A 23,947-nucleotide genomic window follows, 5' to 3' on the forward strand; every position below is an offset into this window, starting at 1 on the left:
CGGTTTACTTCCCTTTCCCGTGATGAATCACTGCCAACTCATCGATGAAATGCTGTTCGATGAGCTTTGTCGCGGCCACTTCATCTTGACTGACTTTTTCATGCAACGTTACATATTTCTTTTCCTCGACGACTTTTCCGAGCAGACGTTCCTGCGACAAATGGTAGCGGTTACGCGCCTGCTGGACGACGAGTTGTTGTGTCTCGATTTGGCGTTTCAACCGTTCGCGTGTCTGTTCACGGTATTGCGACATGAGCAAGTCGATGACGCCAGCTTGTTCGTCTTGACTCTTCATGAGCGACTCGTACGTCAACACGAGCCGATACAGCGTCTCCATCTCTGTCTCGAACCGCGCTTTATGTTGTCTCATCTCCGTCGCCGACTCTTCTTTCTCGTGTTCTGCGATCGGCATGATGCGCTCTAACAATAATCTGTTCATCGTTCACCTCGCACGATTTGGGCCAGGCGCTCTAACGATTCCTCGAGCGGGGCCTCTTCTTCGATGGATTGCTTTAAAAACGTCAACAAGTTCGGATACTGCTCGATGGCGGTATCGATGGCCGGGTTCGTCCCTTTTTTATAAGCACCTATATTGATTAAGTCTTCGGCATCCAAATACGTGGCCAGCCACCCCCGGAACGTCTGCGCGACCTCCCGATGCATCGGCGTGGCAATTTGGTTCATGACGCGGCTGATCGACTTCAAGACGTGAATCGCCGGGAACTGTCCACGGTTCGCGAGCGAGCGGTCCATGACGAAGTGTCCGTCTAAAATCCCTCGCACCGCATCCGCAATCGGCTCGTTCATATCGTCCCCGTCGACGAGGACGGTATAGAACGCAGTAATCGATCCTGTCACGGCGGTCCCGCTTCGTTCTAACAGTTGCGGCAGCATCGCGAAGACGGAAGGCGTATACCCTTTAGACGTCGGTGGTTCCCCTGTGGCGAGTCCGATTTCCCGTTGCGCCATGGCGAACCGGGTCACCGAATCCATCATGAGGACGACTTCTTTGCCTTGGTCGCGGAAGTATTCGGCGATAGCTGTCGCTGTATAAGCTCCTTTCAACCGCACGAGCGGAGGTTGGTCGCTCGTCGCCACGATGACGACCGAGCGGGCCATCCCTTCTGGTCCGAGTTCTTTCTCGATGAACTCTTTCACTTCCCGACCACGCTCTCCGATTAAGGCGATGACGTTGATGTCGGCCGATGATCGTTTGGCGATCATGCCGAGCAATGTCGACTTCCCGACGCCGGAACCTGCGAACAATCCGACCCGCTGTCCTTTCCCGACCGTCAAGAGACCGTCGATGACGCGAACGCCTGTCGAGAGGACGTCTAAAATGCGGGGCCGCTCAAGCGGGTTCGGCGGCTTACGAAGCACGTCGTAACGTGCGCCAGGCATTGCACCCTCACCGGACAAAGGACGGCCGAGACCGTCGAGCACTTGGCCAATCGACTCGTCGCCGACCGGCACTTGAAGCATCCGGCCTGTCCCTTTGACCATACATCCCGGTGCGATTTGGGTCGTTTCGCCGTAAGGCATGAGGAGGACGCGTGCCTCATTGAATCCGACAACTTCGGCTTCGACGTGTTGACCGGATGGTAGCTCGATCAAACAACGTTCTCCGATAAAAGCACTCGGTCCATTCGACTCGATCATCAGACCGACGACCCGACAGACGCGTCCGACTTTTCGGACGTACTCGTCATCGGGCGAGGACACAATCGACTCGAGCACGCGGTCAATAAGCGCCATCGGCCAGGACCTCCTCGATTTTGGAACGTACGCGATCAAAGCTATAGCTCAAATCGAGCTCATCCCCGTGATGCGGGGTCTCAATCCTTACGCTCGTCTCATCCAAGCCTGCATCCGCCCGGTATTTGATGCCCGGGCCGTCTGGGATGACCCAGTCCGCTTCAAAGCGTTGAATCGAGGCGAGTCGCGTTGGATGGACGTACACCGTCAATGATTCCGCATCGAGTTGACGGAGCAACTGTTCACGGACACGGTCGGCGAACAACGCCTCATCGTTTCGGACGAGTTCTGTCGTCACGCGAGCGCTGGCCTCGACGGCGAGGGCGACGAGCTGTTGCTCGGCGTCCCGCCATTTCGTATCAAACAACTGCTCGAGTTCGACACTGACCGTGTTTAAGCGGGTCGTCAATTCCTCATACTCGGCCTTGCCGTCCCGTCTTCCTTGGTCAAAGCCTGCGTCGTAGCCTTCTTGTCTAGCCGACACGAGCACTTCTTCCCTTAAATCGGCGAGTTCTTGTTCCATCGCCGTGCGGCGCGCTTCGAGTGTGGCTGCTTGCTCGTCTAGTTTCGCACGCGTTTGGGCCAACCGCTCCCGCTCTTCATCCTGGTGTAGCATACTCACCGGCTCGAGGAACGGCTTTGAATCAATCCGTTGCGGCTCGAGTGGTGTCGCATAGTGGCGTTTGATTACGTTAGACAACGATGTCATCTCCTCCACCGCGGCTAATCACGATTTCTCCGACGTCTTCTAGGCGACGGATGATGCCGACGATACGGCTTTGTGCCTCTTCGACGTCACGCAACCGGACAGGCCCCATGAATTCCATGTCTTCTTTGAACGTTTCGACCATTCGTTGCGACATGTTTTTGAAGATGATCTGTTTGACTTCGTCGGACGAGACTTTGAGGGCGAGCAAGAGATCGTCGTTCGCCACTTCGCGGATAATCCGCTGAATCGCCCGCGAATCGAGTGTAACGATATCCTCGAAGACGAACATCCGTTTTTTGATTTCTTCGGCCAATTCCGGGTCTTCGATTTCAAGCGCATCGAGAATCGTGCGCTCGGTCGTACGGTCGACGCCGTTGAGCACTTCGACGACCGCCTCGATGCCACCAGACTGGGCATAATCTTGCATATCCGTTTGGGACAAGTTCTTCTCGAGAATCTGTTCAATCTCATGAATCACGTCCGGGTTGAGTCGGTCCATCGTCGCGATCCGCTTGGCGACTTCCGACTGAATCTCAGGCGGGAGCTCAGACAAAATTTGTCCTGACTTGACCGGTTCGAGATGCGCCAAAATCAAGGCGATCGTTTGCGGATGCTCGTTTTGGATAAAGTTCAACAGCTGTTTCGGGTCGGCCTTGCGGGCGAACTCGAACGGTCGGACCTGAAGCGTCGAGGTGAGCCGATGGATGAGAGCCATCGCTTTCTCTTCTCCGACCGCTTTCTCGAGCACCGTTTTCGCGAATCCGATGCCCCCTTGCGTGATATAGCTCTGCGCCATGGCGAGCTCGTGGAACTCACCCATGATGGCTTCTTTTTGTTCGGATGATACTTTTTTCAACGCCGAAATTTGTAGCGTCAATTGCTCCATCTCTTCTTCGGACAGATGCTTATAGACGCTCGCTGCCACTTCAGGTCCAAGCGAGATCATGAGCATGGCCGCTTTTTCTCGGTTCGGTTGTTTGGCGTAATTCACAGTACTCACTCCTCAGACATCCATGTACGGAGAAGTTTGGCGAACTCTTCAGGGTTGCTCTCTGCCAATTTCTCCAACTGTTTCTTCTTGACGGCCCCTTCGCCCCGTTCTTCGAGGTCGAGGTCCGGCACTTCGTCTTCATATGGGACTTCCCACTCGTTCGACTCGGCGACTGGTTCGCGGTTGCGCTTGCGCATCGCGAAGAACAAGAGTGCGAGCAAGACGACGGCACCGGCTGCGGCGGCATACATCCACCATTGGGTCGGTTTTTCGACCACGGCCGCTTCTTCCGTTTCTGCGAACGGACGTGAGACGACAACGACTTTCTGTTCAAGTTCCGCCTCAGTGAGTGCCTCTCCGGTCTTGGCGAGTGACGTCCGGATAATCGAGTACATCATCGTCTCGAGGTCACCCTCGAGTTGAGGGTCGATTGTCGTCGCCCCGTTCGGTGGTTCGACGATCAATTGGACGCCGAGGTCACGAATCGAGTACGGTGCGTTCTGAATCTGTTTCGTGATTCGGTTGACTTCATAATTGATGATTTCATGATTCTTTTCGCTCTCTTCTTCCCCGGTGCCCGTGGCGGCCGGGAAATTGACCGTATCGTTCTCGGCCGTCCCGGCAGCAGTTGCTGCACCGGTTCCGCCTGTATACGCTTCAGCAATCCGCTCGGCCGAAGTGACGATGCCTTCCATGCTGTCCTCATTGACAGGTGTCACGAGGTTTTGCTCTTCAGCCGCTTGCGTCGTGTCGATATCGGCTGTGACCGAGACGAGCACGCTTCGTTCGCCGAGCAACACCGACAACATTTGTTGAATCTGTTGACGGACATCTTTCTCGACTTGGCGTTTCAAGACGAGCGGGTCGGTCGATGATCCACCGGCCGTCGTCGTCTGGTCTAAATCGTAATACGTGAAATATTGGTCCATGACCGATATGTTTTCAGGTTTCAAGTTCGGTACGCTCTTACTGATTAAATGATAGAGCCCTTTCACCGTCGCCGGCTCGAGATTCGTACCAGCTCCTAAATTTAAGACGATGGAGGCCGTCGGTTCACCTTGATCTTCGGCCAAGAAGACCGATTTCTCTGGAATCGAGATGATGACTTTCGCCTGGTTGATCCCTTCGATTTGCGTGATCAACCGTTCGAGCTCGGTCTGCATCGCGCTCCGTTCGATGACGGCCATCTCACGGTCCGTCGTTCCGAAGCCAGCGTTCTCGCTAAAGAAGCTATAATCGATTGCACCCGACTTCGGGATGCCTGCTGCCGCCAGACTGACTTTCAGTTGGTCGACTTGCTCACTCGGTACGTATACACTGACACCGTTCGAAGTCGCTTTAATCTCAGCCTTTACTCCGTCGGCCGTCAACTGTTCCGTCACCTCGCCCGCTTCTTGAGCGGACAGGTTCGTATAGAGCGGGGCCATGTTCGGGCGCGACAGCCAGACGGTCAAGAGCACCGCGACAAGAATCACGCCGACGATGACGAGACCCCAAATGATTTTTCGGTTCGTTTTCATCGTTTGAAGCGAACCGGTCAGTGAACCGAATCGTTCTTTTAACTTTTCATTCATCGCTACTCGTCATCCTCTACTTTAAACTTGCATTCGCATCATTTCTTGATAGGCCTCGACCGCTTTGTTCCGCACCTCTATGGCGAGCTGCATCGCAATCGATGACTCTTCGCTTTGAATCATGACTTGATGTAAATCGGCTTTGCCGACGGCGAGATCGGCTCGGGCCGAGCTCGTCGCTTGTTGGACGTCATTTAATGAGCGCATCGCCTCGTTCAAATACGTTCCGAACTGGGATGGCGTCTCTTTCACGGCCGGCGCGACTGTCGGTTGTGTGCCAATCAATTGAATGGGGTTAATCTGCATCCTCGATCACTCCTTATCCTTTACCAATTTCCATCGCTTTGACGAGCATCGCCTTCGTGGCGTTCATCGCGGCGATGTTCGCCTCGTACGACCGTGTCGCTCCCATCAAATCGACCATTTCTTTCAACAGGTCGACGTTTGGCATCTGGACATAGCCCCGGTCATCCGAATCAGGATGGCTCGGGTCATAGACGAGCTTGTACGGGCTCTCATCTTCCACAATCTGTGAGACTTCGACCCCGCCGCTGACAGCGGACAGCTGTTGGCGAAACGGTGCTTCCTGCATCACGGTCATCTTTCGCGTGTACGGTTGCCACTCCCCGTCGACTAACTTGCCGCGTGTCGTCTGAGCGTTCGCAATGTTCGCGGACACCGTGTCCATCCGTAACCGTTGCGACGTCAGTGCCGTCGCCGAGATATGAAAACTATCAAACATGCCCATCGTCAACGCCCTCCTCTAATGACGGTTTTGAGTCCGCCGAGCCGGCGGTTCAACTGTTCCATCATCGCTTCGTATTGAAGCTGGTTCCGTGCCAACTCGCTCATCTCGTAATCGAGATCAACGTTATTGCCGTCACTTCGCATCGCGCCTCCGGCCCGGTCCGTGATCGTCGTCGCCGAGCGCTCACTCGGACGACCGCCTGCCAGCTTGAGACGCATCTCGTTGTTCAGCGTCTGTTCAAACACGGCCTGCTTCGCCCGGAAGTTCGGGGTATCGATATTCGATAGGTTATGGCTGATGACTTTTTGATTTACGACCGAATGATTGATCGCTTGCTTCATTAATTGATAGTCGCTACCGATCCAGTTCATGCGTTTCACTCGCTTTCACTAAAAGAATGCATGTATATACCTTATTTGGAAAATCCACTATTTCATTGAAACAAATCTGTAACAGTGTTGAAAGATATTTTTATTAAAACAGGTAAATGCTGTCTTCTGTTTTTGTCGAATTTACGACGAATTCTGAAAATAATTACTTTTGCACTAAAAAAAGTCGCTCCCATTACGTCGGGAGCGACTTTGTAAGTCTAAAGTCCTAATTCGATAGACTTTCTAGTATTCATCAGTTGAATCTAGTTTATTTCAATTCGATTTCAACTTTTGTAATTCGAACAAGAAGTTGTCATTCAGTATCTTAATATACGTTCCTTTCATACCGAGAGAACGTGACTCGATGACACCCGCACTTTCCAATTTACGGAGTGCGTTAACGATGACCGAACGAGTGATTCCCACACGGTCGGCAATTTTGGAAGCAACTAGTAAACCTTCGTTGCCACCAAGCTCTTCGAAGATGTGCTCGATCGCTTCAAGCTCAGAATACGAGAGCGAGTTGATCGCCATTTGGACGACCGCTTTTTTACGGGCTGACGCCTCCGCTTCGGCCGCTTTCTCACGAAGAATCTCCATCCCTACGACGGTCGCGCTATATTCGGCCAAGACGAGGTCATCTTCCGTGAACTCGTTGTTGAGCCGACCGAGCACGAGTGTACCGAGACGCTCGCCACCACCGATGATTGGAACAATCGTCGTCATCGAGTCGAGGAACAACTCACGGTTCTCGACCGGGAACGCCGTATACTCACTGTCGATGCCGATATTTTCCGTCGTCTCTTTGACGTTGAACAAGTTTGAGGCGTATGGCTCCGGGAATTGACGGTCGACCAAGAACGCCTTCATGCGTTCGTTCTCGATTTGTTGTTTGATGGCAAAGCCGAGCAAACGGCCCCGACGACTGACGATGAACGTGTTTGCTTCGAGTACTTCGCGCATCTTATCCGCCATTTCTTTAAAGTCTACGTGCGCGCTTGCCTCTTGTTGAAGCATCGTGTTCAATTGGCGTGTTTTGTCTAGTAAGTTCATAATTCTTATTTTCCTCCCTGTATGTGCATACAGAATCTTATAGTATAAATTGGCTAAGGTCTCGATCTTCCGCAATCGAGCCGACTTTCTCTTTCACATAGGCCGGTGTGATTTGAACATGCGTTTGCGGCATGTCGGCCGCCTCGAACGACAAGTCCTCGAGGACGCGCTCCATAATCGTATACAGACGGCGGGCCCCGATGTCATCCGTCTCTCGGTTGACGTGCGTCGCGATGCGCGCAATCTCTTCGATGGCTGGATGAGTGAACTCGACGCTAATCTCCTCCGACTCGAGGAGTGCCGTGTACTGCTTGATGAGCGCCTGGGACGGCTCCGTCAAAATCTTGACGAAGTCCTCTTCGGTCAGGCTGCTCAGTTCAACGCGAATCGGGAAACGTCCTTGTAGCTCAGGAATCAAGTCGGACGGCTTCGCCATATGGAATGCTCCGGCGGCGATAAAGAGCACGTGGTCCGTCTTGACCGGTCCATACTTCGTGACGACGGTCGATCCTTCGACGATTGGCAAGATGTCACGTTGGACTCCCTCTCGTGAGACACCGGCATGATCTTGCGACTTCGTCGCAATCTTGTCGATCTCATCGACGAAAATGATGCCCATCTGCTCACTACGGCGCACGGCCTCGTCATGAACTTCGTTCATATCGAGCAAACTCTCCGCTTCCTCGGCGACGATGAGCGGACGTGCTTCGCGGACCGGCAACTTGCGTTTCTTCCGTTTCTTCGGCACGATTTGACCGAGCATGTCCTGCAAGTTCGATAAACCTTCCATGCCTTGCCCTTGGAACAAGTCTACGGTCTGCTTTTCTTCGAGATTGACCTCGATTAATCGTTCTTCGAGTTCACCGAGCTCGAGCAAGCGACGCAACTGTGCGCGGTCGGACGACTGCGTGTTAGTCGGCTCTTCGGTCTTTTGAGCTTGGCCGCCGAACAACGCCTCGAACGGGTTCGATGCGGTCGGTTCGACTTTGGCCTTGCCTTGCAAAGCGTCAAGGATGCGTTCAGTCGCAGCGACTTCCGCTTGCTCTTTCACGCCTTCTTTCTTCTCTTCCTTCACGAGACGGACCGACGCCTCGACAAGGTCACGGACCATCGATTCGACATCGCGGCCGACGTAGCCGACTTCAGTGAATTTGGTAGCCTCGACTTTGACGAACGGCGCGCCGACGAGTTTGGCCAAGCGGCGTGCGATTTCCGTCTTCCCGACACCGGTCGGGCCGATCATCAAGATGTTCTTCGGTGTCACTTCATCACGCAGGTCGGCACTCAATTTTTGGCGACGATAACGGTTGCGGAGTGCGATCGCGACGGCGCGCTTGGCATCCTTTTGTCCGATGACGAAGCGGTCTAGTTCCGCTACGATTTGGCGTGGTGTCAGTTCACGTTTCATTCAGAATCGCCTCCGATCGTTTCTACGATGACTTGGTCGTTTGTATAGACGCACAACTCTCCGGCAATCTCGAGAGCGGCGCGGGCTATGTCTTCCGCTGATTTCTCAGGCGAATGGCGTACGAGGGCGCGCCCGGCAGCGAGCGCATAGTTCCCGCCCGAACCGATCGCTAAAATGCCATCATCCGGTTCGATCACTTCGCCGTTCCCAGACACGAGCAGTAGGTGCTCACGGTCCATGACGATCAAAAGCGCTTCGAGTTGACGGAGCATCTTATCCCCGCGCCAATCTTTAGCCAGCTCGACGGCCGCACGCGGCAAGTTCCCGTTGTACATCTCTAGCTTCGATTCAAACTTCTCGAAGAGCGTGAATGCGTCGGCCACGCTTCCGGCGAACCCGGCGACGACTTTACCGCCGTAGAGACGTCGTACTTTTTTGGCCTTGTTTTTCATGATGACGGCGTTTCCGAACGTAACTTGTCCATCCCCGCTCATGGCACCATGCCCGTTGTGGCGGACTGCGAAAATCGTGGTTGCGTGAAACATCTGATGACCTCCTACTTTCTCGGATGTGTGGCTTGATAGACCGCTCGCAAGCGCTCCGTCGAGACGTGAGTGTAACGACCCGTCGTCGAGAGTGACTCGTGACCGAGCAACTCTTGGACGGCACGGAGGTCAGCCCCGCGCTCGAGCAGGTCCGTCGCAAAACTATGACGGAGCGAGTGAGGCGTCAACGGCTTATGCAGGCCGCCTTGCTTCCTCAGACGCTTCATGACGTAGCGAATTTGGTCTGTTGTCACTCGATTCCCTTTTTGACTGAGGAATAATGCCGTTTCTTGGGGGGAAGCGCATGTTTGGCGCACGTCGAGGTAACGATCGAGCGCCGCGATGGCGAACTGTCCGATTGGGATGTAGCGCTCTTTCTTCCCTTTCCCGACGACATGCACGAAGGCGAGGTCGGCATCGTAGGACGACACGTCCATCCCGCACAACTCGGCGACGCGCATGCCCGTCCCGTACAACATCTCGACGATGGCGACGTCACGGGCCCGCAGGAACGGATCATCTTGTCCGTCCGCGGTCGCGATGAGCTGTTCGACTTCGCTAGGCACGGCGAACGTCGGCAGCGTCTTGCGCCGTTTCGGAGACGTTAGGCCGTGGAAAAGAGGCTCGACACCCGTCTCACGTGCCACAAATTTCCCGAATTGCTTGAGGCACGATACTTTTTGGGCGACCGTCGTCGTGGCGCTGTCGGTCTCATAAAGGGCATATAAATAACGCCGCGCCGACTGCACATCATACGGATCTTGATGTGTCGATTGGCAATAAGCGGCGTACTGGTCGAGCGTCTGCTCGTAAGAGCGTTTCGTGTGAGGAGACAGCCGGCGTTCGACTTGGCAATAGCGCAAAAATGACTGTTGATCGTCACCGAATCCCATTCTCTCGCCCCCTCGTTTTCAACTTAAAAACGCATGTTCTCGTCAAATCGAAATTAGCATAGCATACACCGTCAGAGGTGACAATAGATAGCCCCTCAATAATCTGAAAATTTTCAAAGTGTTGTACAAATTACACAATTGAAATTTAAATTCACAAAAAAGGAGCCAAAAAATGGCTCCTTTCCCTTAAATCTCTTTATATTGCTGAATCGTTTCAAGGGCACGGTTCGCGTAACGTTCGTACCGTTCTTGTTTCTTCATCTTCTGCGGTGCATCCTCGAGCGACGGCACGAGACCGAAGTTTGCGTTCATCGGTTGGAAGTGCTTGCCGTCCGTCGTCGTGATATAGTGCGCCATCGAACCGAGCATCGTCTCGCGTGGCAAGACGACGAGGTCTTCACCGGCAATCAGTTTCGCTGCGTTAATCCCAGCGAGAAGTCCTGACGCCGCCGATTCGACGTACCCTTCCACACCGGTCATCTGCCCGGCGAAGAACAACGTGTCGCGTGTCCGCGCCTGATACGTCGGTTTTAACAGGCTCGGTGAGTTGATGAACGTGTTCCGGTGCATGACACCGTAGCGCACGATCTCAGCGTTCTCGAGACCCGGGATGAGTTGAAGGATCCGTTTCTGTTCGCCCCATTTGAGGTGGGTTTGAAAACCGACCAAGTTGAACAGCGTGCCGGCCGAGTTATCTTGCCGTAACTGCACGACCGCGTGCGGACGTTTGCCCGTCTTCGGATCTTCGAGGCCGACGGGTTTCATCGGTCCGAACAAGAGCGTCTTCTTGCCGCGTTGGGCAAGAACTTCAAATGGCATGCAGCCTTCGAAGTAAATCTCTTTCTCGAACTCTTTGAGCGGGACGACCTCTGCTTTGACGAGCTCGTCGTAGAACAAGTCGAACTCTTCTTCCGTCATCGGACAGTTGAGGTACGCCGCCTCACCTTTGTCGTAACGTGATTTCAAGTATACCTTGTCCCGGTCAATCGTCTCGCCGTCCAAAATCGGCGCCGCGGCGTCGTAGAAGTAAAGGTAATCTTCACCTGTGAACGCTTTGAGCGAAGCCGAGAGGTCCGGTGACGTGAGTGGACCGGTCGCCATGATGACGATCCCGTCCGGAATCGCCGTGATCTCTTCGTTGTGCACGGTCACGTTCGGATGGTTCTTCAACGTGTCCGTCACGAATCCGGCGAAGTCATGACGGTCGACGGCGAGAGCGCCGCCGGCCGGTACACTTGCCGTGTCGGCCGCTTTCAAGATGAGTGAGTCGAGCGTGCGCATCTCTTCTTTCAAGACGCCGACCGCGTTTTGTAGCCCGTTCGCTCGAAGCGAGTTCGAGCAGACCAGTTCAGCGAATTGGTCCGTATGGTGTGCCGGTGTTTTTCGGACCGGTCTCATTTCATACAAATCGACTTGAATTCCGCGTTTCGCGAGTTGCCAAGCCGCCTCGGAGCCGGCGAGGCCCGCTCCGATCACAGTTACACGTTGCTGCAAAGTTAATCCTCCTCTAACTGATGTACCTCGGCATGGGTACAGTTCGTACATTGATATTTCACACCGTCTTTAATTTTTTTCTCGACCATCATCTTACCACATTCCGGACACGGTTTCGCGACCGGCTTGTCCCATGAGACGAACTCACAGTCTGGATAGTTCGAGCAACCGTAGAACAGACGACCCTTCTTACTGCGTCGTTCGACGACTTGTCCGTCTTTGCAGCTCGGACATGGGACGCCGATTTCGACTTGTACCGGTTTCGTGTTCGTACAGTTCGGGAAGTTCGAGCATGCCATGAATTTCCCGTAACGGCCCATCTTGATGACCATCGGCGAACCGCACACTTCGCAGTCGATGCCGGCCGGTTCATCTTTCACTTCGATTTTCTCAATCTCTGACTCGGCTCGTTTCAGACGTTTCTCGAAACTGCGATAGATTGGAGCGACGACTTCCGTCCATTCGACTTCCTCGTTCTCAATCGAGTCGAGGAGCGTCTCCATGTCGGCCGTGAACTGGACGGTGATAAAGTCGTTGAAGTACTCATCGATCATCTCGATGACGAGTTCGCCAAGTTCTGTCGGGACGAACTTCTTCTCTTCAAGGACGACATATCCGCGTTTTTGAATCGTATCGAGCGTCGGTGCATACGTCGACGGACGACCGATTCCGAGTTCTTCCATCGCCCGAACGAGACGCGCCTCACTGTAACGTGGCGGCGGCTGTGTGAAGTGCTGCTTCGGTTCGATTGTCTCGAACTTGACGAGGTCATCCACTTCGAGCGGTGGAAGCAACCCTTCTTTCTCCGGGTTCGTGTCTTCGATATCTTCATCTTTCGATTCGATATACACTTTCATGAAACCAGGGAATTTGACGGTCGACCCGTTGGCACGGAAAATCATGCCGTTCGACTCGACGTCGATTTTCACCGTATCGAGGATGGCCGGCGCCATTTGGCTCGCGACGAGGCGCTCCCAAATCAACTTGTACAAGCGGAGCTGGTCACGCGACAAGTACGCTTTCACCGAGGCCGGGTCGCGTAACGCCGAAGTCGGACGAATCGCTTCGTGGGCGTCCTGGGCGTTCGCGGCTTTCTTCTCTTTTTGCTTCTGCAACGCGACGTACTCTTCTCCGAATGTGGATTCGATATACTCTTTCGCTTCCGCTTTCGCCAAATCTGAGATACGCGTCGAGTCGGTACGCATATACGTGATCAAACCGACGGTGCCTTCTTTCTTCCCGAGGTCGATCCCTTCGTATAGCTGTTGCGCGAGCATCATCGTCTTCTTGGCACGGAAGTTCAATTTACGAGCCGCATCTTGCTGGAGCGAGCTCGTCGTGAACGGGAGCGACGCGTTGCGCTTCCGCTCTTTCTTCGTGACGTCGATGACTTTGAATGAGTCGTCAATCGCTTTGAGCACCGCGTCGGCATCTGCCTCGCTCTTGAGCTCCATTTTTTTCCCGTCTTTACCATAAAACGAAGTCTCGAACGATTCGCCTTCATGGTTGAGGGTGAGTTTGATGGTCCAATACTCTTCTGGGTCGAAGGCATTGATCTCCCGCTCCCGGTCGATAATCATTTTAACGGCCACGGATTGAACGCGTCCGGCCGATAATCCTTTTTTGACTTTCTTCCATAGTAATGGGCTCATCCCGTATCCGACGAGACGGTCCAAAATTCGACGCGCCTGCTGGGCGTCGACGAGGTCATGGTTGATTTTACGCGGGTGTTTGAACGACTCTTTAATCGCATCTTTCGTGATCTCGTTAAAGACGACGCGACATTCCGTCGTTTCGTCGACACCGAGGGCACGTGCTAAATGCCAAGCAATCGCTTCCCCTTCGCGATCCGGGTCAGCCGCGAGAAAGATTTTCGTCGCTTTTTTGGCTGCCGTCTTCAATTCTTTCAAAACTGGGCCTTTGCCACGGATCGTGATGTACTTCGGTTCGAAGTCATGTTCCACGTCGACACCGAGTTGACTCTTCGGTAAATCGATGACGTGACCCATAGATGCCTTGACCGTGTAATTCGATCCTAAATAACGTTTAATTGTTTTCGCTTTCGCGGGTGATTCGACGATCACCAAGTATTTTGCCATACATCTGCTCCCCTTTTAGAGGTCATTTAAATCCCTACCATAATATTCATGTTGTCGATGGTTTGTCAACGTCCAATCCTTGAACATGTTAGAATTTGATCGGCAGTCGTCAATGGAATCGCCCCGTCTTCAATCAATTGATTCGGACCAGCCGCGAGCGGATCGAGCGGGCTTCCAGGCACCGCGAATACCGTCTTTCCTTGCTCGAGGGCATGTCCGACCGTGTTCATCGTCCCGCTCTTTTGACGAGCCTGGATGACGACGAGACGATCGGCAAGTCCGCTGACGAGACGATTCCGTTCTAAAAATTGAATTTTTTTGACAGGTGTTTCCGGTGTGTATTCCGTGAGGAGTAACCCGTGTCGCGAAATCCGCTCGAACAAGGGCGAATGGATCTGTGGATACAAGTGCGAAAAGCCCGCTCCGAGGATGGCGATGGTCGGCCGGTCATGATCGAGCGACAGCTCATGGACGAGACCGTCGATGCCGAGCGCCCCACCCGAGACGGAGACAGTTTCTTCTATTAAAGGACGGAAATGTTCGACGAGTCGTCGGCTGATACGATTCAATTCACGGCTTCCGACCAATGCGGTCGTTTGTTGATGTAGTACCTCTAAATCACCTCGATAAAACAAACAATATGGAGGATTCGGAATATGGAGCAACGCGGACGGGAACAATTCATCCTCCCACGTCAAAAAACGGTCGTACGTGACCGTGGAACGAAGCGCCCGTTCTGCTTTGCTTCGGACGCTCGGATGGAACTGCTGCATGTTCATATGCGCGTGCGACAAGTAATGATGGACGAACTCGACCGGCAACCGTTCGGCAGCGAATCGAGCGATTGTTTGATTCATCACAATCACCTCTAAAAAAATGAGGGATGCCGCGCATCCCTCATTCCGAATGGTTTACGTTGTCGGTTGACCCGTCACGCAAGCTTCATACAAACCTTGTTGTTTCAACACCCGGATGAGTGTCTCTCCGATGACGGCAGGCGTCTCGGCGACTTCAATCCCGTTGGCGTTCAACGTCTTAATTTTCTCAGCAGCTGTACCTTTTCCGCCTGAGATGATGGCGCCGGCATGGCCCATCCGCTTGCCTTCAGGGGCTGTTTGTCCACCGATGAAACCGATGACCGGTTTCGTCATGTTCGCTTTCACCCATTCAGCAGCTTCTTCTTCAGCCGTTCCACCGATTTCACCGATCATGATGACTGCTTTCGTGTCCTCGTCTTCATTGAACGCTTGGAGCGTGTCGATGAAGTTCGTTCCGTTGACCGGGTCTCCACCGATCCCGACAGCTGTCGATTGTCCGATTCCGGCAGTCGTCAACTGATGGACCGCTTCGTATGTGAGCGTCCCTGAGCGCGAGACGATGCCGACGTGGCCTTTCGTGTGGATATAGCCTGGCATGATGCCAAGTTTCGCTTCCCCTGGCGTGATGATCCCCGGGCAGTTCGGTCCGATGAGACGGGCCGGTTTGTCCTCGAGGTAACGCTTCACTTGAATCATGTCGATGACCGGGATGCCTTCTGTGATACAGATGATCAACTCGATGCCGCTATCGGCCGCTTCCATAATCGAATCGGCTGCGAACGCAGGTGGCACGTAGATGATTGACGCGTTCGCGCCAGTCGCTTCGACTGCCTCGGATACGGTGTTGAAGACCGGTACGCCGTCAAGGACGGTCGTGCCACCTTTACCAGGTGTCACCCCTCCGACCAATTTCGTGTTATATGCCAGCATCTGTTCGCCGTGGAACAGACCTTGTTTCCCCGTGATCCCTTGAATGATCACTTTTGTATCTTGATTCGCCCAAATACTCATGTCGTTTCCCCCTTATCGAACGAGTGCCGCGATTTTTTCTGCACCGTCAGCCATCGAGCTCGCCGAAGTGATCGCAAGTCCAGATTCATCGAGAATGCGTCGTCCCGCATCCACGTTCGTGCCTTCTAACCGAACGACGAGTGGTAAATCGAGACCGATTTCTTTCGTCGCCGCGACGATACCTTCAGCAATGATGTCACACTTCATGATGCCACCAAAGATGTTAACGAAGATTCCTTTGACTTGGTCGTCTGACAAAATCAATTTGAACGCTTCCGTTACTTTTTCTTTCGTTGCACCGCCGCCTACATCGAGGAAGTTAGCGGGTTCGGCGCCATAATGCTTGATGATATCCATCGTCGCCATGGCCAAGCCAGCCCCGTTAACGAGGCAACCGATGTTGCCATCGAGCGCGATATAGCTAAGGTCGTGTTTTGACGCCTCGACTTCACGCGGATCTTCTTCTGTCGTGTCGCGAAGGTCGACGATGTCTTTATGACGATAAAGCGCGTTGCTATCGAAGTTGAGCTTCGCATCGAGTGCGATGACGTTGCCGTCTTTCGTCGTGACGAGCGGGTTGATTTCCGCGATCGTGCAATCTGTCTCGACGTACACTTTATACAATTTCATGACCATGTCGCTGAATTTGTTGACGAGTTTGGTCGGCACTTCCATCTTGAACGCGAGACGGCGTGCTTGGAACGGACGGAGTCCGACGACTGGGTCGACGACTTCTTTATGAATCTTTTCAGGTGTATGTTCAGCGACTTCCTCGATGTCCATACCGCCTTCTGATGAACCCATGATGACAATTCGGCCGATCGAACGGTCAAGCACAAGTCCTAAGTAAAATTCTTGGTCAATGGCAGAGCCTTCTTCAATGTAAAGGCGTTGCACGACTTTTCCTTCTGGTCCAGTCTGATACGTGACGAGCGTCTTGCCGAGAATCTCTGACGCGTACTGTTTGACTTCTTCATCTGACTTCGCAAGTTTGACACCGCCGGCTTTACCGCGGCCTCCTGCGTGAATCTGAGCTTTGACAACTTTTAGTTCACCGTCTAACTTGGCGGCGGCTGAGACTGCTTCTTCAACCGTGAACGCTGGATAGCCCGTAGGTACGGCCACTCCAAACGCTCGAAGCAATTCTTTCGCCTGATACTCATGGATATTCATTTCGTTTCCCCCTTAGTCCCCTTTAATATCGGCACGTCTATTGTAACGAAAAACTGAAAGCGCTGTCTATCGTTCTTGCTTTAAGTTTTCATCTTTTTTTCACATCTACCCCTAGACATCCTCGATTTTTCCTTGTTCCATCTGATAAAGAAACACGAAAAGCTCGGCGATGACCTGGTACAGGTCGTCTGGAATCTGCTCTTCAATCTGTAGCGCGGACAAGAGTGACAGTAAGGCCGGGTCCTCATGAATCGGCACACCGTTCGCTTGCGCGAGCGCGAGCATGCGCTCGGCGACGAGTCCGCCCCCTTTGGCGACGACGCGCGGTGACTCCATCGATTGCTCATAGGACAAGGCGATGGCTTGTTTGCGATCGGTCATACGCGTTGGTCCACCTTTCCGAGTGGGGCGAACGTGTCCGGCACCGTTTCACGCTTTGCTTCGAACGAGAAGCGGGACAGCTCATAGCCGCTCGCTTCGAGTGCCCGACCGAGCAACGGCTCGTAGGCGTTGACGAACGGACTCAAGTCATGTTGCTCGTTGAACACTTTAACCGACACGTGCCGCTTCTGGACGAGCAAATCGATGCCCGTCTCTCCATACTTCGGGGTCTCGAGGAATAGAACGATACGGGCGTGGTCGGAGTCGATGACCTCGCCTTTCGGCGCCTCGAGACGGAACCGCACTTGTTCAAACGGCCCTAAATGCGGTATGTGAAATGCTTGAACGACGAACGGCGGGGTCTGCACGGCGTTGAACGTCTCCTGGGCCCGGACGAACTGTTCGAACTTCGGGTCGCCTTTCGCTTTGAACAGCTCGCCAACGAGTTGCTTCACGTCAGCACCGGCCCCGCTCTCGAGCAGTTGCCGGCCTTGCGCCTGGAGCGGCTCGGGCGTAGCGAGTGGTTGGCGAGCCAGGCGCCCGAGCTCGCTGCCGAGCTGGGCGAGCGGTGACCGTTGGGCCTGCTGCGCCTCGATTTGTTGCGGCACGACCTTCAAGACGAGTTTCGGTTCGAGCTCGGTGACGACCATCTTGTACGTCACGTTCTCTTTGACGTCGGCGTTCACCCCGACCCGGAACATGCCTTGCGGCAGCTGCATGACCGCCTCGCCTCCCGGCAACAGTTGGAGCACCCGGCCGACGACCGTATTGCCGACGAGCAGTTGCCGTGAATTTTGTTCGGTGACCTTGAACGGCAGGACGCCTTGGTGATCGATGCGCTTCGTTTCCCCTCCTACATCTGTTTAATCGGTGCGAACGACTTCCGGTGAATCGGTGTGATGCCGTGTTCCGCGAGGCCGGTCAAATGGTCTTTCGTGCCATAACCCGCATTCCGCTCGAACCCGTACCCGGGATAGAGAATAGCGTAATCCTCCATCATGTTGTCGCGCACGACTTTGGCGACGACGCTCGCCGCCGCAATCGAGACACTCCGGGCATCCCCTTTGATGAGCGACTGCTGCGGGATGTCGAGGTCGAGGCGCATCGCGTCAATCAACAGCGCATCGACCGTTCCGAGCTGCCGGACCGCTTCCACCATCGCCAGTTTCGTCGCCTCATAAATATTGACCTGGTCGATCACGTCAGCGTCGACGATGCCGACACCGACCGATGCCTCGTCCATGAGGATGCGGTATGCCAGTTCCCGCGCCCGTTTCGACATCTTTTTCGAATCGTTCAGGCCGGGATGATAAAACCCTTCGGGCAAGATGACAGCCGCCGCGACGACTGGTCCCGCGAGCGGCCCTCGACCGACCTCGTCGACGCCGCCAATGAGACGGAACCCTTGGGCCTTCCAATCGTCTTCGAACGCCTGACGGGCCGTATAGTCGGCACGGAGGGCATGTTCTTGTGCGAACTGTCGCTCCCGTTGCCGGATGAGCGTCTGGACGCCCGTCCGCGGGTCGTCTTTCAACTCGGCCCGTACCTGCTCCCACTCTTCATATCGGACCGTCTGTAGCCGTTGTTTAATCGCTTGAATCGTCATTCCGTTCCTCCTATTCAAAAAAGCCCTGTTTGCACAGGACTTCACGCCATGTCATGGTCGGCCGGCGTCTCGAGGGAGACACGTCCGATTTTCTCATGACGCAGTTCGTTCAATAGTAACTCGCTCGCTTTCTCGAAATCGACGTAACCGCCGCTGACGAGTCCACGTTTCTTCCCAATCAATTCGAGCAGTTCGACGGCATCTTCCGGCAGTTGATCGATTTTGAATCGCTCTTTCAACTGGTCCGGATAGCGGGCCGACAATTCGCGGGCCGTATAGAGCGCGATATCATCAAGGTTCAAGATATCATCCTTGATGGCACCGGTCGCCGCCAAGCGATAGCCGACCATCTGCTCCTCGAACTTCGGCCAAAGAATCCCTGGCGTATCGAGCAATTCCATCTCGCCGCCTTTCATCTTGATCCATTGCTGACGCTTCGTGACACCCGGACGGTCGCCGGTGACAGCGATGTTACGTCCGGCGAGACGGTTGATGAGCGTCGACTTGCCGACGTTCGGGATGCCGATGATGAGCGCGCGGATCGGGCCGGGGTTCCGGCCTTTCTCACGCATACGGTCATGCTTCTCTTGCATGAGCTTCTCGGCGCCCGACATGAGCTGTTTCAAGCCTTTGCTATGTTTCGCGTCGACGGCGACGACCTCGATGTCATCGCGCTTCAAGGCGCGGAGCCAGGCGTCAGTGACGACCGGATCGGCCATATCGGCTTTATTCAAGACGATGAGACGCGGTTTGCCTTCCGTGATCTCATCGACCATCGGGTTACGGCTCGATTGTGGAACACGTGCATCGACGAGTTCGATGACGACATCGATGAGCTTTAACTTTTCTGTTACTTGTCTTCGTGCCTTGGCCATGTGGCCAGGGAACCATTGAATTGCCAAACAAACACCACCTTATTCTTGTACGGTCCCGAAATCACCGAGCGGCCAGAACACGAAGTTCGTTTTGCCGACGACGTCCTCTTTCGGGACAAAGCCGATTTCACGGCTGTCTTTCGAGTTTTGACGATTGTCACCCATGACGAAGTACGAGCCTTCAGGGACGACCGTCTCGCCCGTTACTTGTTCGAGCGTAAAGTTTTCGGTAAGAGGAAAGCCGTTCATCTGTGCCTGGAAATCCTCTAAATACGGTTCTTCGACCGCCTCATCATTCAAATAAAGCGTGTCGTCCCGATATTCGAGCGTGTCGCCAGGAATGGCGATGACGCGTTTGATATAGTCTTTCGATTCTGTCGCGTGGAAGACGATAATATCGCCCCGGTCGAGCTCACCGACGTAGTTCGAGATTTTGCTGACGATCATGCGATCGGCATTTTGGAGCGTCGGCATCATCGACTCTCCTTCGACGATGACAGGTACAAAGATGAACGTCCGGATCACGAACGCGATGACGAGCGCAACGACGATCGCCTTAAGCCAACTGAACACTTCTTTCAACTTGCCTCACTCCTCTGTCCGTTTGAACTTATTGTACTAGAAAAAAAGAAGCTTGTCGCAAGCGACAAGCTTAATCCCCATCTTAACGACGGATTTCTTTAATACGTGCTGCTTTACCGCGAAGGTTGCGGAGGTAGTAGAGTTTCGCACGACGGACTTTACCGTAACGAACGACTTCGATTTGCGCGACACGTGGTGAGTGAAGCGGGAATGCACGCTCAACACCTACGCCGTAAGAAATCTTACGAACTGTGAATGTTTCGCCGATGCCGCCACCCTTACGCTTGATGACTACGCCTTCGAAGATCTGGATACGCTCGCGCGTTCCCTCTACGACTTTAACGTGGACACGTACTGTGTCACCAGGACGGAAAGCAGGTACGTCTGATTTGAATTGTTCTTCTGTGATTTCACGGAACAGTTTTTGTGTGTTCATGAATAGTTCTCCTTTTTCTTCAATGTTCATATCTTCATCTGCCCAAGCATCCAACAGCGGAACATCGGTAATTGGTGGGGTTAACCCACATGCTCAAACATAGCACAATTCGGTCAATCGCGCAACGATTCAATGAATTTTTTATCTACCTTCGACAGTTCGATGCGCTCGAGCAGGTCAGGTCGCCGGCGATACGTGCGCAGGAGCGACTGCTCTCGGCGCCACGCTTCGATTTTGGCGTGATTGCCCGACAAGAGGACGTCAGGCACCTTCAGACCACGGAACTCCGCGGGGCGTGTATAGTGCGGATATTCGAGTAGCCCTGTCGAGAACGAGTCATCTTCATGGCTCGCCTGATCGCCGAGTACTTCCGGGATGAGACGGACCGTCGCATCGATCATGACCATCGCGGCGAGCTCACCGCCGGTCATGACGAAGTCACCGATTGACACTTCGTCCGTCGCGAGCTCATCATGAATCCGTTGGTCGAACCCTTCATAATGGCCGCATAAAAAGATCAAGTGTTCCTCGGACGCCCATGCTTCCGCCATCTGTTGGTCGAAACGGCGTCCGGTCGGCGTCGTGACGATGACGCGGGGACGCTTCTTGTCGATGGCGTCGAAGGCGTCAAAGATCGGCTGCGGGGTGAGCAACATGCCCGCCCCGCCTCCGTACGGGTAGTCGTCGACCTTATGGTGTTTGTTCGTCGAGAAGTCACGGAAGTTCGTGAACGCCATCTCGACTTGTCCGAGGGTACGGGCCCGTCCGACGATTGAATGATCGAGCGGGGCGAACATCTCGGGGAATAACGTTAAAACATCAATCTTCATCGTCAATCATTCCCGGAATCGGGGTGATGACGACACGTTTCGCCTCGACATCGATGTCGCTCACGACCGATTCGATGTACGGGATGAGGGCGTCCGACTTGCCAGGGCGTTTGATGACCCAGACGTCGTTGGCACCAGTCTCGAAGATATCGTCGACGACACCGATGACCTCACCGTCGACGACGGCCTCGCAACCGATAATCTCATGATAGTAAAACTCATGCTCCGGTAACTCGTGAACGTGCTCGACGTGAACGTATAGTTTCATCCCTTTATACTTCTCGACGAGATTGATATTCTCAAGCCCTTTGAACGTCACGAGATGGAACTGCTTATGCGGACGATACGTCGTCACCTCGAACGGGAGCTTCTTGCCATCGACGTCCAAATAGAGCGTCTCGCCTTTCTTGAAGCGTTCGGCCGGGAAATCGGTCGCGGCGAGCAACTTCAGTTCCCCTTTCAAGCCGTGGGTATTGGCGATCTTACCTACGTATAACCATTCCATTGTTATGCCTCCTCAAAAAAATGGGCCGACCTCATAAAAGGTCGGCCACATCCTTACTTCGCGTTTTTCGCGTTGTGGAATTTCTCCATGATCCCTGCTTTAGAGAACAAGTTACGTACTGTGTCAGATGGCTTCGCGCCGTCTGCCAACCATTTGAGAGCGAGTTCTTCGTTGATGCGAACTTCTGCTTCTGGTTTTGCAACCGGGTTGTAGTGACCGAGTTGCTCGATGAAACGGCCATCACGTGGTGAACGTGAATCAGCTACAACGATCCGGTAGAAAGGTGATTTGTTTGCGCCCATGCGCTTGAGACGAATTTTAACTGCCATGGTAATATACCTCCATCATGTGTTTAAGAATTGACAACTTTAATAGTATACTGTTTTTTTGCCCGACTGACAAAAGTTTTCTTAGAAGAACGGAAGGCCGAGACCTTTTTTCTTCCCTTTCATTTGTCCTGACATCTGCTTCATGAGCTTCTTCATGTCATCGAACTGTTTGATGAGACGGTTCACTTCCTGGATGGAACGACCGCTCCCTTTTGCGATCCGCTTGCGACGACTCGCGTTGAGCACTTCAGGATTGGAGCGCTCATGCTTTGTCATCGAGCGAATGATCGCCTCGACATGATCGAGTTGCTTCTCGTCGATTTGGACGTTCTTCAACCCTTTCATCTTACCTGCACCAGGTAACATCGAGAGCAATTCATCAATTGGGCCCATGTTTTTCACTTGACCCAACTGCTCGATAAAATCATCGAACGTGAACGATGCATCGCGAATTTTGCTTTCAAGCTCCTTCGCAGCATCTTGGTCCATCTGTGACTCGGCTTTTTCAATGAGTGTGAGCACGTCCCCCATCCCAAGAATCCGTGACGCCATGCGTTCCGGGTGGAATGGTTCGAGGGCATCCAACTTTTCACCGAGACCGACGAACTTAATCGGCGCTCCCGTGACTGCCTTGATTGAAAGGGCTGCCCCACCACGTGTATCACCGTCGAGCTTTGTGAGCACGACGCCTGTGATTCCGAGTTTCTCATTGAAGCTGTCGGCCACATTGACCGCATCTTGACCCGTCATCGCATCGACGACGAGGAAGATTTCATTTGGTTTGGCAATCGTCTTCACGTTTTCGAGTTCGCCCATGAGCGTCTCGTCGATGTGAAGGCGACCGGCCGTATCGATCAACACGAAATCGTGATGATTGGTTTTGGCGTACTCGAGCGCTTTTGTGACGATTTCTTCCGGCTTCACTTGGTCGCCAAGTGAGAACACCGGTAAATCGAGTTGCTTGCCGAGTGTCTCGAGCTGTTTGATGGCCGCGGGCCGATAAATATCCGCCGCGACGAGAAGTGGACTCCGGTTATGCTTTTTGCGAATCAAGTTCGCGAGCTTCCCGGTCGTCGTCGTTTTCCCCGCACCTTGTAACCCGACCATCATGACGACTGTCGGTGGTTTTGGGTTAAATGTAATCGGGACGACGTCGCTTCCCATCAAAGTCGTTAGCTCTTCATGAACGATTTTGACAACTTGTTGGCCCGGTGTCAACGATTTCATGACGTCTTGGCCGATGGCCCGTTCTTTCACGTCGTTGACGAACTGTTTGACCACTTTGAAGTTGACATCGGCTTCAAGGAGAGCGAGACGAACTTCTCTCATCATCTCTTTGACATCTGCTTCGGAAATTTTACCTTTCCCCCGCATTTTCGCCAGTGTCGATTGCAACCGTTCGGATAATCCTTCAAATGCCATGCTTCAGCCCCCTACTCTAAATTCTCAAGCGCCGAAATCGTTTCCGTCGCGTCGGGCGAATGCTCGACTTGACGTTTGAGCGTCTGAAGCAGTTGTTGCCGCTGTTCGAACTTCTCGAACAAGGCCAACTTCTCCTCATACTGCTCAAGCATCGCTTCGGTACGCTTTATGTTATCGTAGACCGCTTGACGGCTGACTTCAAACTCTTCCGCAATCTCTCCGAGCGAGTAGTCATCTAGGTAATAAAGAGACATATAGTTGCGCTGTTTCGGTGTGAGTAGTGCTTGATAAAAATCGAACAAGTAGTTCATTCGATTCGTCTTTTCGAGCGACATGACC

The 23,947-nt window shown here is 53.6% G+C and carries 28 protein-coding genes; all 28 read right to left on the reverse strand.

What is annotated here, in order from left to right; genetic code table 11:
* Positions 1 to 4: 4 nt before the first annotated feature.
* Positions 5 to 439: a flagellar FliJ family protein gene (locus tag KNP95_RS06855; protein ID WP_021067122.1), complete on the reverse strand. Its 435-nt coding sequence runs from the start codon at positions 437 to 439 to the stop codon at positions 5 to 7.
* Complete coding sequence (fliI, locus tag KNP95_RS06860) at positions 436 to 1,755, reverse strand: flagellar protein export ATPase FliI (RefSeq protein ID WP_214836297.1); 1,320 nt, start codon at positions 1,753 to 1,755, stop codon at positions 436 to 438. The genes KNP95_RS06855 and fliI overlap by 4 nt, the downstream gene beginning before the upstream one ends.
* Positions 1,742 to 2,464, reverse strand: a complete 723-nt coding sequence (locus KNP95_RS06865) for a FliH/SctL family protein (protein ID WP_214836300.1) — start codon at positions 2,462 to 2,464, stop codon at positions 1,742 to 1,744. The genes fliI and KNP95_RS06865 overlap by 14 nt, the downstream gene beginning before the upstream one ends.
* Positions 2,448 to 3,455, reverse strand: a complete 1,008-nt coding sequence (gene fliG, locus KNP95_RS06870) for a flagellar motor switch protein FliG (protein WP_021067119.1) — start codon at positions 3,453 to 3,455, stop codon at positions 2,448 to 2,450. The genes KNP95_RS06865 and fliG overlap by 17 nt, the downstream gene beginning before the upstream one ends.
* Positions 3,456 to 3,460: 5 nt before the next feature.
* Positions 3,461 to 5,029 (reverse strand): flagellar basal-body MS-ring/collar protein FliF, encoded by a 1,569-nt coding sequence (gene fliF, locus KNP95_RS06875; RefSeq protein ID WP_214836303.1) that lies wholly within the window; start codon positions 5,027 to 5,029, stop codon positions 3,461 to 3,463.
* A 21-nt stretch (positions 5,030 to 5,050) separates the two neighbouring features.
* The gene (fliE, locus tag KNP95_RS06880; RefSeq protein WP_021067117.1) at positions 5,051 to 5,335 is read right to left on the reverse strand and encodes a flagellar hook-basal body complex protein FliE; all 285 of its coding nucleotides are present in this window, start codon (positions 5,333 to 5,335) and stop codon (positions 5,051 to 5,053) included.
* Positions 5,336 to 5,348: 13 nt separating this feature from the next.
* Positions 5,349 to 5,777, reverse strand: a complete 429-nt coding sequence (gene flgC / locus KNP95_RS06885) for a flagellar basal body rod protein FlgC (protein WP_021067116.1) — start codon at positions 5,775 to 5,777, stop codon at positions 5,349 to 5,351.
* Between the two features lie 2 nt (positions 5,778 to 5,779).
* Positions 5,780 to 6,148 (reverse strand): flagellar basal body rod protein FlgB, encoded by a 369-nt coding sequence (flgB, locus tag KNP95_RS06890; RefSeq protein WP_021067115.1) that lies wholly within the window; start codon positions 6,146 to 6,148, stop codon positions 5,780 to 5,782.
* Positions 6,149 to 6,421: 273 nt separating this feature from the next.
* Positions 6,422 to 7,201: a GTP-sensing pleiotropic transcriptional regulator CodY gene (codY, locus tag KNP95_RS06895; protein WP_016508279.1), complete on the reverse strand. Its 780-nt coding sequence runs from the start codon at positions 7,199 to 7,201 to the stop codon at positions 6,422 to 6,424.
* A 37-nt stretch (positions 7,202 to 7,238) separates the two neighbouring features.
* Positions 7,239 to 8,609: an ATP-dependent protease ATPase subunit HslU gene (gene hslU, locus KNP95_RS06900; RefSeq protein ID WP_029595703.1), complete on the reverse strand. Its 1,371-nt coding sequence runs from the start codon at positions 8,607 to 8,609 to the stop codon at positions 7,239 to 7,241.
* Complete coding sequence (gene hslV, locus KNP95_RS06905; protein WP_214836307.1) at positions 8,606 to 9,154, reverse strand: ATP-dependent protease subunit HslV; 549 nt, start codon at positions 9,152 to 9,154, stop codon at positions 8,606 to 8,608. The genes hslU and hslV overlap by 4 nt, the downstream gene beginning before the upstream one ends.
* 11 nt (positions 9,155 to 9,165) lie before the next feature.
* Positions 9,166 to 10,047: a tyrosine-type recombinase/integrase gene (locus KNP95_RS06910; RefSeq protein ID WP_021067112.1), complete on the reverse strand. Its 882-nt coding sequence runs from the start codon at positions 10,045 to 10,047 to the stop codon at positions 9,166 to 9,168.
* A 186-nt stretch (positions 10,048 to 10,233) separates the two neighbouring features.
* Positions 10,234 to 11,541, reverse strand: coding sequence for an FADH(2)-oxidizing methylenetetrahydrofolate--tRNA-(uracil(54)-C(5))-methyltransferase TrmFO (gene trmFO, locus KNP95_RS06915; RefSeq protein ID WP_021067111.1), 1,308 nt, complete (start codon positions 11,539 to 11,541; stop codon positions 10,234 to 10,236).
* A gap of 2 nt (positions 11,542 to 11,543) precedes the next feature.
* A complete protein-coding gene (gene topA, locus KNP95_RS06920; protein ID WP_021067110.1) occupies positions 11,544 to 13,640 on the reverse strand; it encodes a type I DNA topoisomerase in 2,097 nt (698 codons plus the stop codon).
* A gap of 65 nt (positions 13,641 to 13,705) precedes the next feature.
* Positions 13,706 to 14,497, reverse strand: a complete 792-nt coding sequence (gene dprA, locus KNP95_RS06925; RefSeq protein WP_214836309.1) for a DNA-processing protein DprA — start codon at positions 14,495 to 14,497, stop codon at positions 13,706 to 13,708.
* Between the two features lie 54 nt (positions 14,498 to 14,551).
* Positions 14,552 to 15,469, reverse strand: a complete 918-nt coding sequence (gene sucD / locus KNP95_RS06930; RefSeq protein ID WP_021067108.1) for a succinate--CoA ligase subunit alpha — start codon at positions 15,467 to 15,469, stop codon at positions 14,552 to 14,554.
* A gap of 12 nt (positions 15,470 to 15,481) precedes the next feature.
* Positions 15,482 to 16,642, reverse strand: a complete 1,161-nt coding sequence (sucC, locus tag KNP95_RS06935; protein ID WP_214836311.1) for an ADP-forming succinate--CoA ligase subunit beta — start codon at positions 16,640 to 16,642, stop codon at positions 15,482 to 15,484.
* A 111-nt stretch (positions 16,643 to 16,753) separates the two neighbouring features.
* Positions 16,754 to 17,023, reverse strand: a complete 270-nt coding sequence (locus KNP95_RS06940; RefSeq protein ID WP_021067106.1) for an EscU/YscU/HrcU family type III secretion system export apparatus switch protein — start codon at positions 17,021 to 17,023, stop codon at positions 16,754 to 16,756.
* Positions 17,020 to 17,742, reverse strand: coding sequence for a hypothetical protein (locus KNP95_RS06945; protein WP_251138505.1), 723 nt, complete (start codon positions 17,740 to 17,742; stop codon positions 17,020 to 17,022). The genes KNP95_RS06940 and KNP95_RS06945 overlap by 4 nt, the downstream gene beginning before the upstream one ends.
* Before the next feature lie 134 nt (positions 17,743 to 17,876).
* Positions 17,877 to 18,629, reverse strand: a complete 753-nt coding sequence (locus tag KNP95_RS06950) for a ribonuclease HII (RefSeq protein ID WP_214800879.1) — start codon at positions 18,627 to 18,629, stop codon at positions 17,877 to 17,879.
* Positions 18,630 to 18,670: 41 nt separating this feature from the next.
* A complete protein-coding gene (ylqF, locus tag KNP95_RS06955) occupies positions 18,671 to 19,531 on the reverse strand; it encodes a ribosome biogenesis GTPase YlqF (RefSeq protein WP_214836313.1) in 861 nt (286 codons plus the stop codon).
* Positions 19,532 to 19,543: 12 nt separating this feature from the next.
* Entirely contained in the window at positions 19,544 to 20,086 is a 543-nt protein-coding gene (gene lepB / locus KNP95_RS06960; protein ID WP_021067102.1) for a signal peptidase I, read from the reverse strand.
* 82 nt (positions 20,087 to 20,168) lie between these two features.
* Positions 20,169 to 20,522, reverse strand: a complete 354-nt coding sequence (gene rplS / locus KNP95_RS06965; RefSeq protein WP_021067101.1) for a 50S ribosomal protein L19 — start codon at positions 20,520 to 20,522, stop codon at positions 20,169 to 20,171.
* A gap of 113 nt (positions 20,523 to 20,635) precedes the next feature.
* A complete protein-coding gene (gene trmD, locus KNP95_RS06970) occupies positions 20,636 to 21,352 on the reverse strand; it encodes a tRNA (guanosine(37)-N1)-methyltransferase TrmD (RefSeq protein ID WP_058763364.1) in 717 nt (238 codons plus the stop codon).
* Positions 21,342 to 21,857, reverse strand: a complete 516-nt coding sequence (gene rimM / locus KNP95_RS06975) for a ribosome maturation factor RimM (protein WP_021067099.1) — start codon at positions 21,855 to 21,857, stop codon at positions 21,342 to 21,344. The genes trmD and rimM overlap by 11 nt, the downstream gene beginning before the upstream one ends.
* A gap of 53 nt (positions 21,858 to 21,910) precedes the next feature.
* Positions 21,911 to 22,186 carry a 30S ribosomal protein S16 gene (rpsP, locus tag KNP95_RS06980; RefSeq protein ID WP_021067098.1) on the reverse strand — a complete coding sequence of 92 codons (276 nt, stop codon included), beginning with the start codon at positions 22,184 to 22,186 and terminating at the stop codon, positions 21,911 to 21,913.
* Positions 22,187 to 22,267: 81 nt separating this feature from the next.
* Positions 22,268 to 23,608 (reverse strand): signal recognition particle protein, encoded by a 1,341-nt coding sequence (ffh, locus tag KNP95_RS06985; RefSeq protein WP_021067097.1) that lies wholly within the window; start codon positions 23,606 to 23,608, stop codon positions 22,268 to 22,270.
* Positions 23,609 to 23,619: 11 nt separating this feature from the next.
* Entirely contained in the window at positions 23,620 to 23,943 is a 324-nt protein-coding gene (locus KNP95_RS06990) for a putative DNA-binding protein (RefSeq protein WP_021067096.1), read from the reverse strand.
* Positions 23,944 to 23,947: the final 4 nt, after the last annotated feature.

Origin of the sequence: Exiguobacterium sp. s36 (assembly GCF_018618345.1) — a bacterium.
Lineage (GTDB): Bacteria > Bacillota > Bacilli > Exiguobacteriales > Exiguobacteriaceae > Exiguobacterium > Exiguobacterium chiriqhucha.

What these genes read in the sequence shown, in the direction of transcription:
- rpsP (WP_021067098.1), bottom strand. Translation starts at nt 22,186, where the DNA reads ATGGCAGTTAAAATTCGTCTCAAGCGCATGGGCGCAAACAAATCACCT.
- KNP95_RS06940 (WP_021067106.1), bottom strand. Translation starts at nt 17,023, where the DNA reads ATGACCGATCGCAAACAAGCCATCGCCTTGTCCTATGAGCAATCGATG.
- fliI (WP_214836297.1), bottom strand. Translation starts at nt 1,755, where the DNA reads ATGGCGCTTATTGACCGCGTGCTCGAGTCGATTGTGTCCTCGCCCGAT.
- KNP95_RS06855 (WP_021067122.1), bottom strand. Translation starts at nt 439, where the DNA reads ATGAACAGATTATTGTTAGAGCGCATCATGCCGATCGCAGAACACGAG.
- hslV (WP_214836307.1), bottom strand. Translation starts at nt 9,154, where the DNA reads ATGTTTCACGCAACCACGATTTTCGCAGTCCGCCACAACGGGCATGGT.
- ffh (WP_021067097.1), bottom strand. Translation starts at nt 23,608, where the DNA reads ATGGCATTTGAAGGATTATCCGAACGGTTGCAATCGACACTGGCGAAA.
- fliF (WP_214836303.1), bottom strand. Translation starts at nt 5,029, where the DNA reads ATGAATGAAAAGTTAAAAGAACGATTCGGTTCACTGACCGGTTCGCTT.
- flgB (WP_021067115.1), bottom strand. Translation starts at nt 6,148, where the DNA reads ATGAACTGGATCGGTAGCGACTATCAATTAATGAAGCAAGCGATCAAT.
- codY (WP_016508279.1), bottom strand. Translation starts at nt 7,201, where the DNA reads ATGAACTTACTAGACAAAACACGCCAATTGAACACGATGCTTCAACAA.
- topA (WP_021067110.1), bottom strand. Translation starts at nt 13,640, where the DNA reads ATGGCAAAATACTTGGTGATCGTCGAATCACCCGCGAAAGCGAAAACA.
- fliE (WP_021067117.1), bottom strand. Translation starts at nt 5,335, where the DNA reads ATGCAGATTAACCCCATTCAATTGATTGGCACACAACCGACAGTCGCG.
- KNP95_RS06990 (WP_021067096.1), bottom strand. Translation starts at nt 23,943, where the DNA reads ATGTCGCTCGAAAAGACGAATCGAATGAACTACTTGTTCGATTTTTAT.
- rplS (WP_021067101.1), bottom strand. Translation starts at nt 20,522, where the DNA reads ATGAACACACAAAAACTGTTCCGTGAAATCACAGAAGAACAATTCAAA.
- hslU (WP_029595703.1), bottom strand. Translation starts at nt 8,609, where the DNA reads ATGAAACGTGAACTGACACCACGCCAAATCGTAGCGGAACTAGACCGC.
- KNP95_RS06910 (WP_021067112.1), bottom strand. Translation starts at nt 10,047, where the DNA reads ATGGGATTCGGTGACGATCAACAGTCATTTTTGCGCTATTGCCAAGTC.
- sucC (WP_214836311.1), bottom strand. Translation starts at nt 16,642, where the DNA reads ATGAATATCCATGAGTATCAGGCGAAAGAATTGCTTCGAGCGTTTGGA.
- trmD (WP_058763364.1), bottom strand. Translation starts at nt 21,352, where the DNA reads ATGAAGATTGATGTTTTAACGTTATTCCCCGAGATGTTCGCCCCGCTC.
- dprA (WP_214836309.1), bottom strand. Translation starts at nt 14,497, where the DNA reads ATGAATCAAACAATCGCTCGATTCGCTGCCGAACGGTTGCCGGTCGAG.
- flgC (WP_021067116.1), bottom strand. Translation starts at nt 5,777, where the DNA reads ATGGGCATGTTTGATAGTTTTCATATCTCGGCGACGGCACTGACGTCG.
- sucD (WP_021067108.1), bottom strand. Translation starts at nt 15,469, where the DNA reads ATGAGTATTTGGGCGAATCAAGATACAAAAGTGATCATTCAAGGGATC.
- KNP95_RS06945 (WP_251138505.1), bottom strand. Translation starts at nt 17,742, where the DNA reads ATGCAGCTGCCGCAAGGCATGTTCCGGGTCGGGGTGAACGCCGACGTC.
- KNP95_RS06950 (WP_214800879.1), bottom strand. Translation starts at nt 18,629, where the DNA reads ATGACGATTCAAGCGATTAAACAACGGCTACAGACGGTCCGATATGAA.
- KNP95_RS06865 (WP_214836300.1), bottom strand. Translation starts at nt 2,464, where the DNA reads ATGACATCGTTGTCTAACGTAATCAAACGCCACTATGCGACACCACTC.
- rimM (WP_021067099.1), bottom strand. Translation starts at nt 21,857, where the DNA reads ATGGAATGGTTATACGTAGGTAAGATCGCCAATACCCACGGCTTGAAA.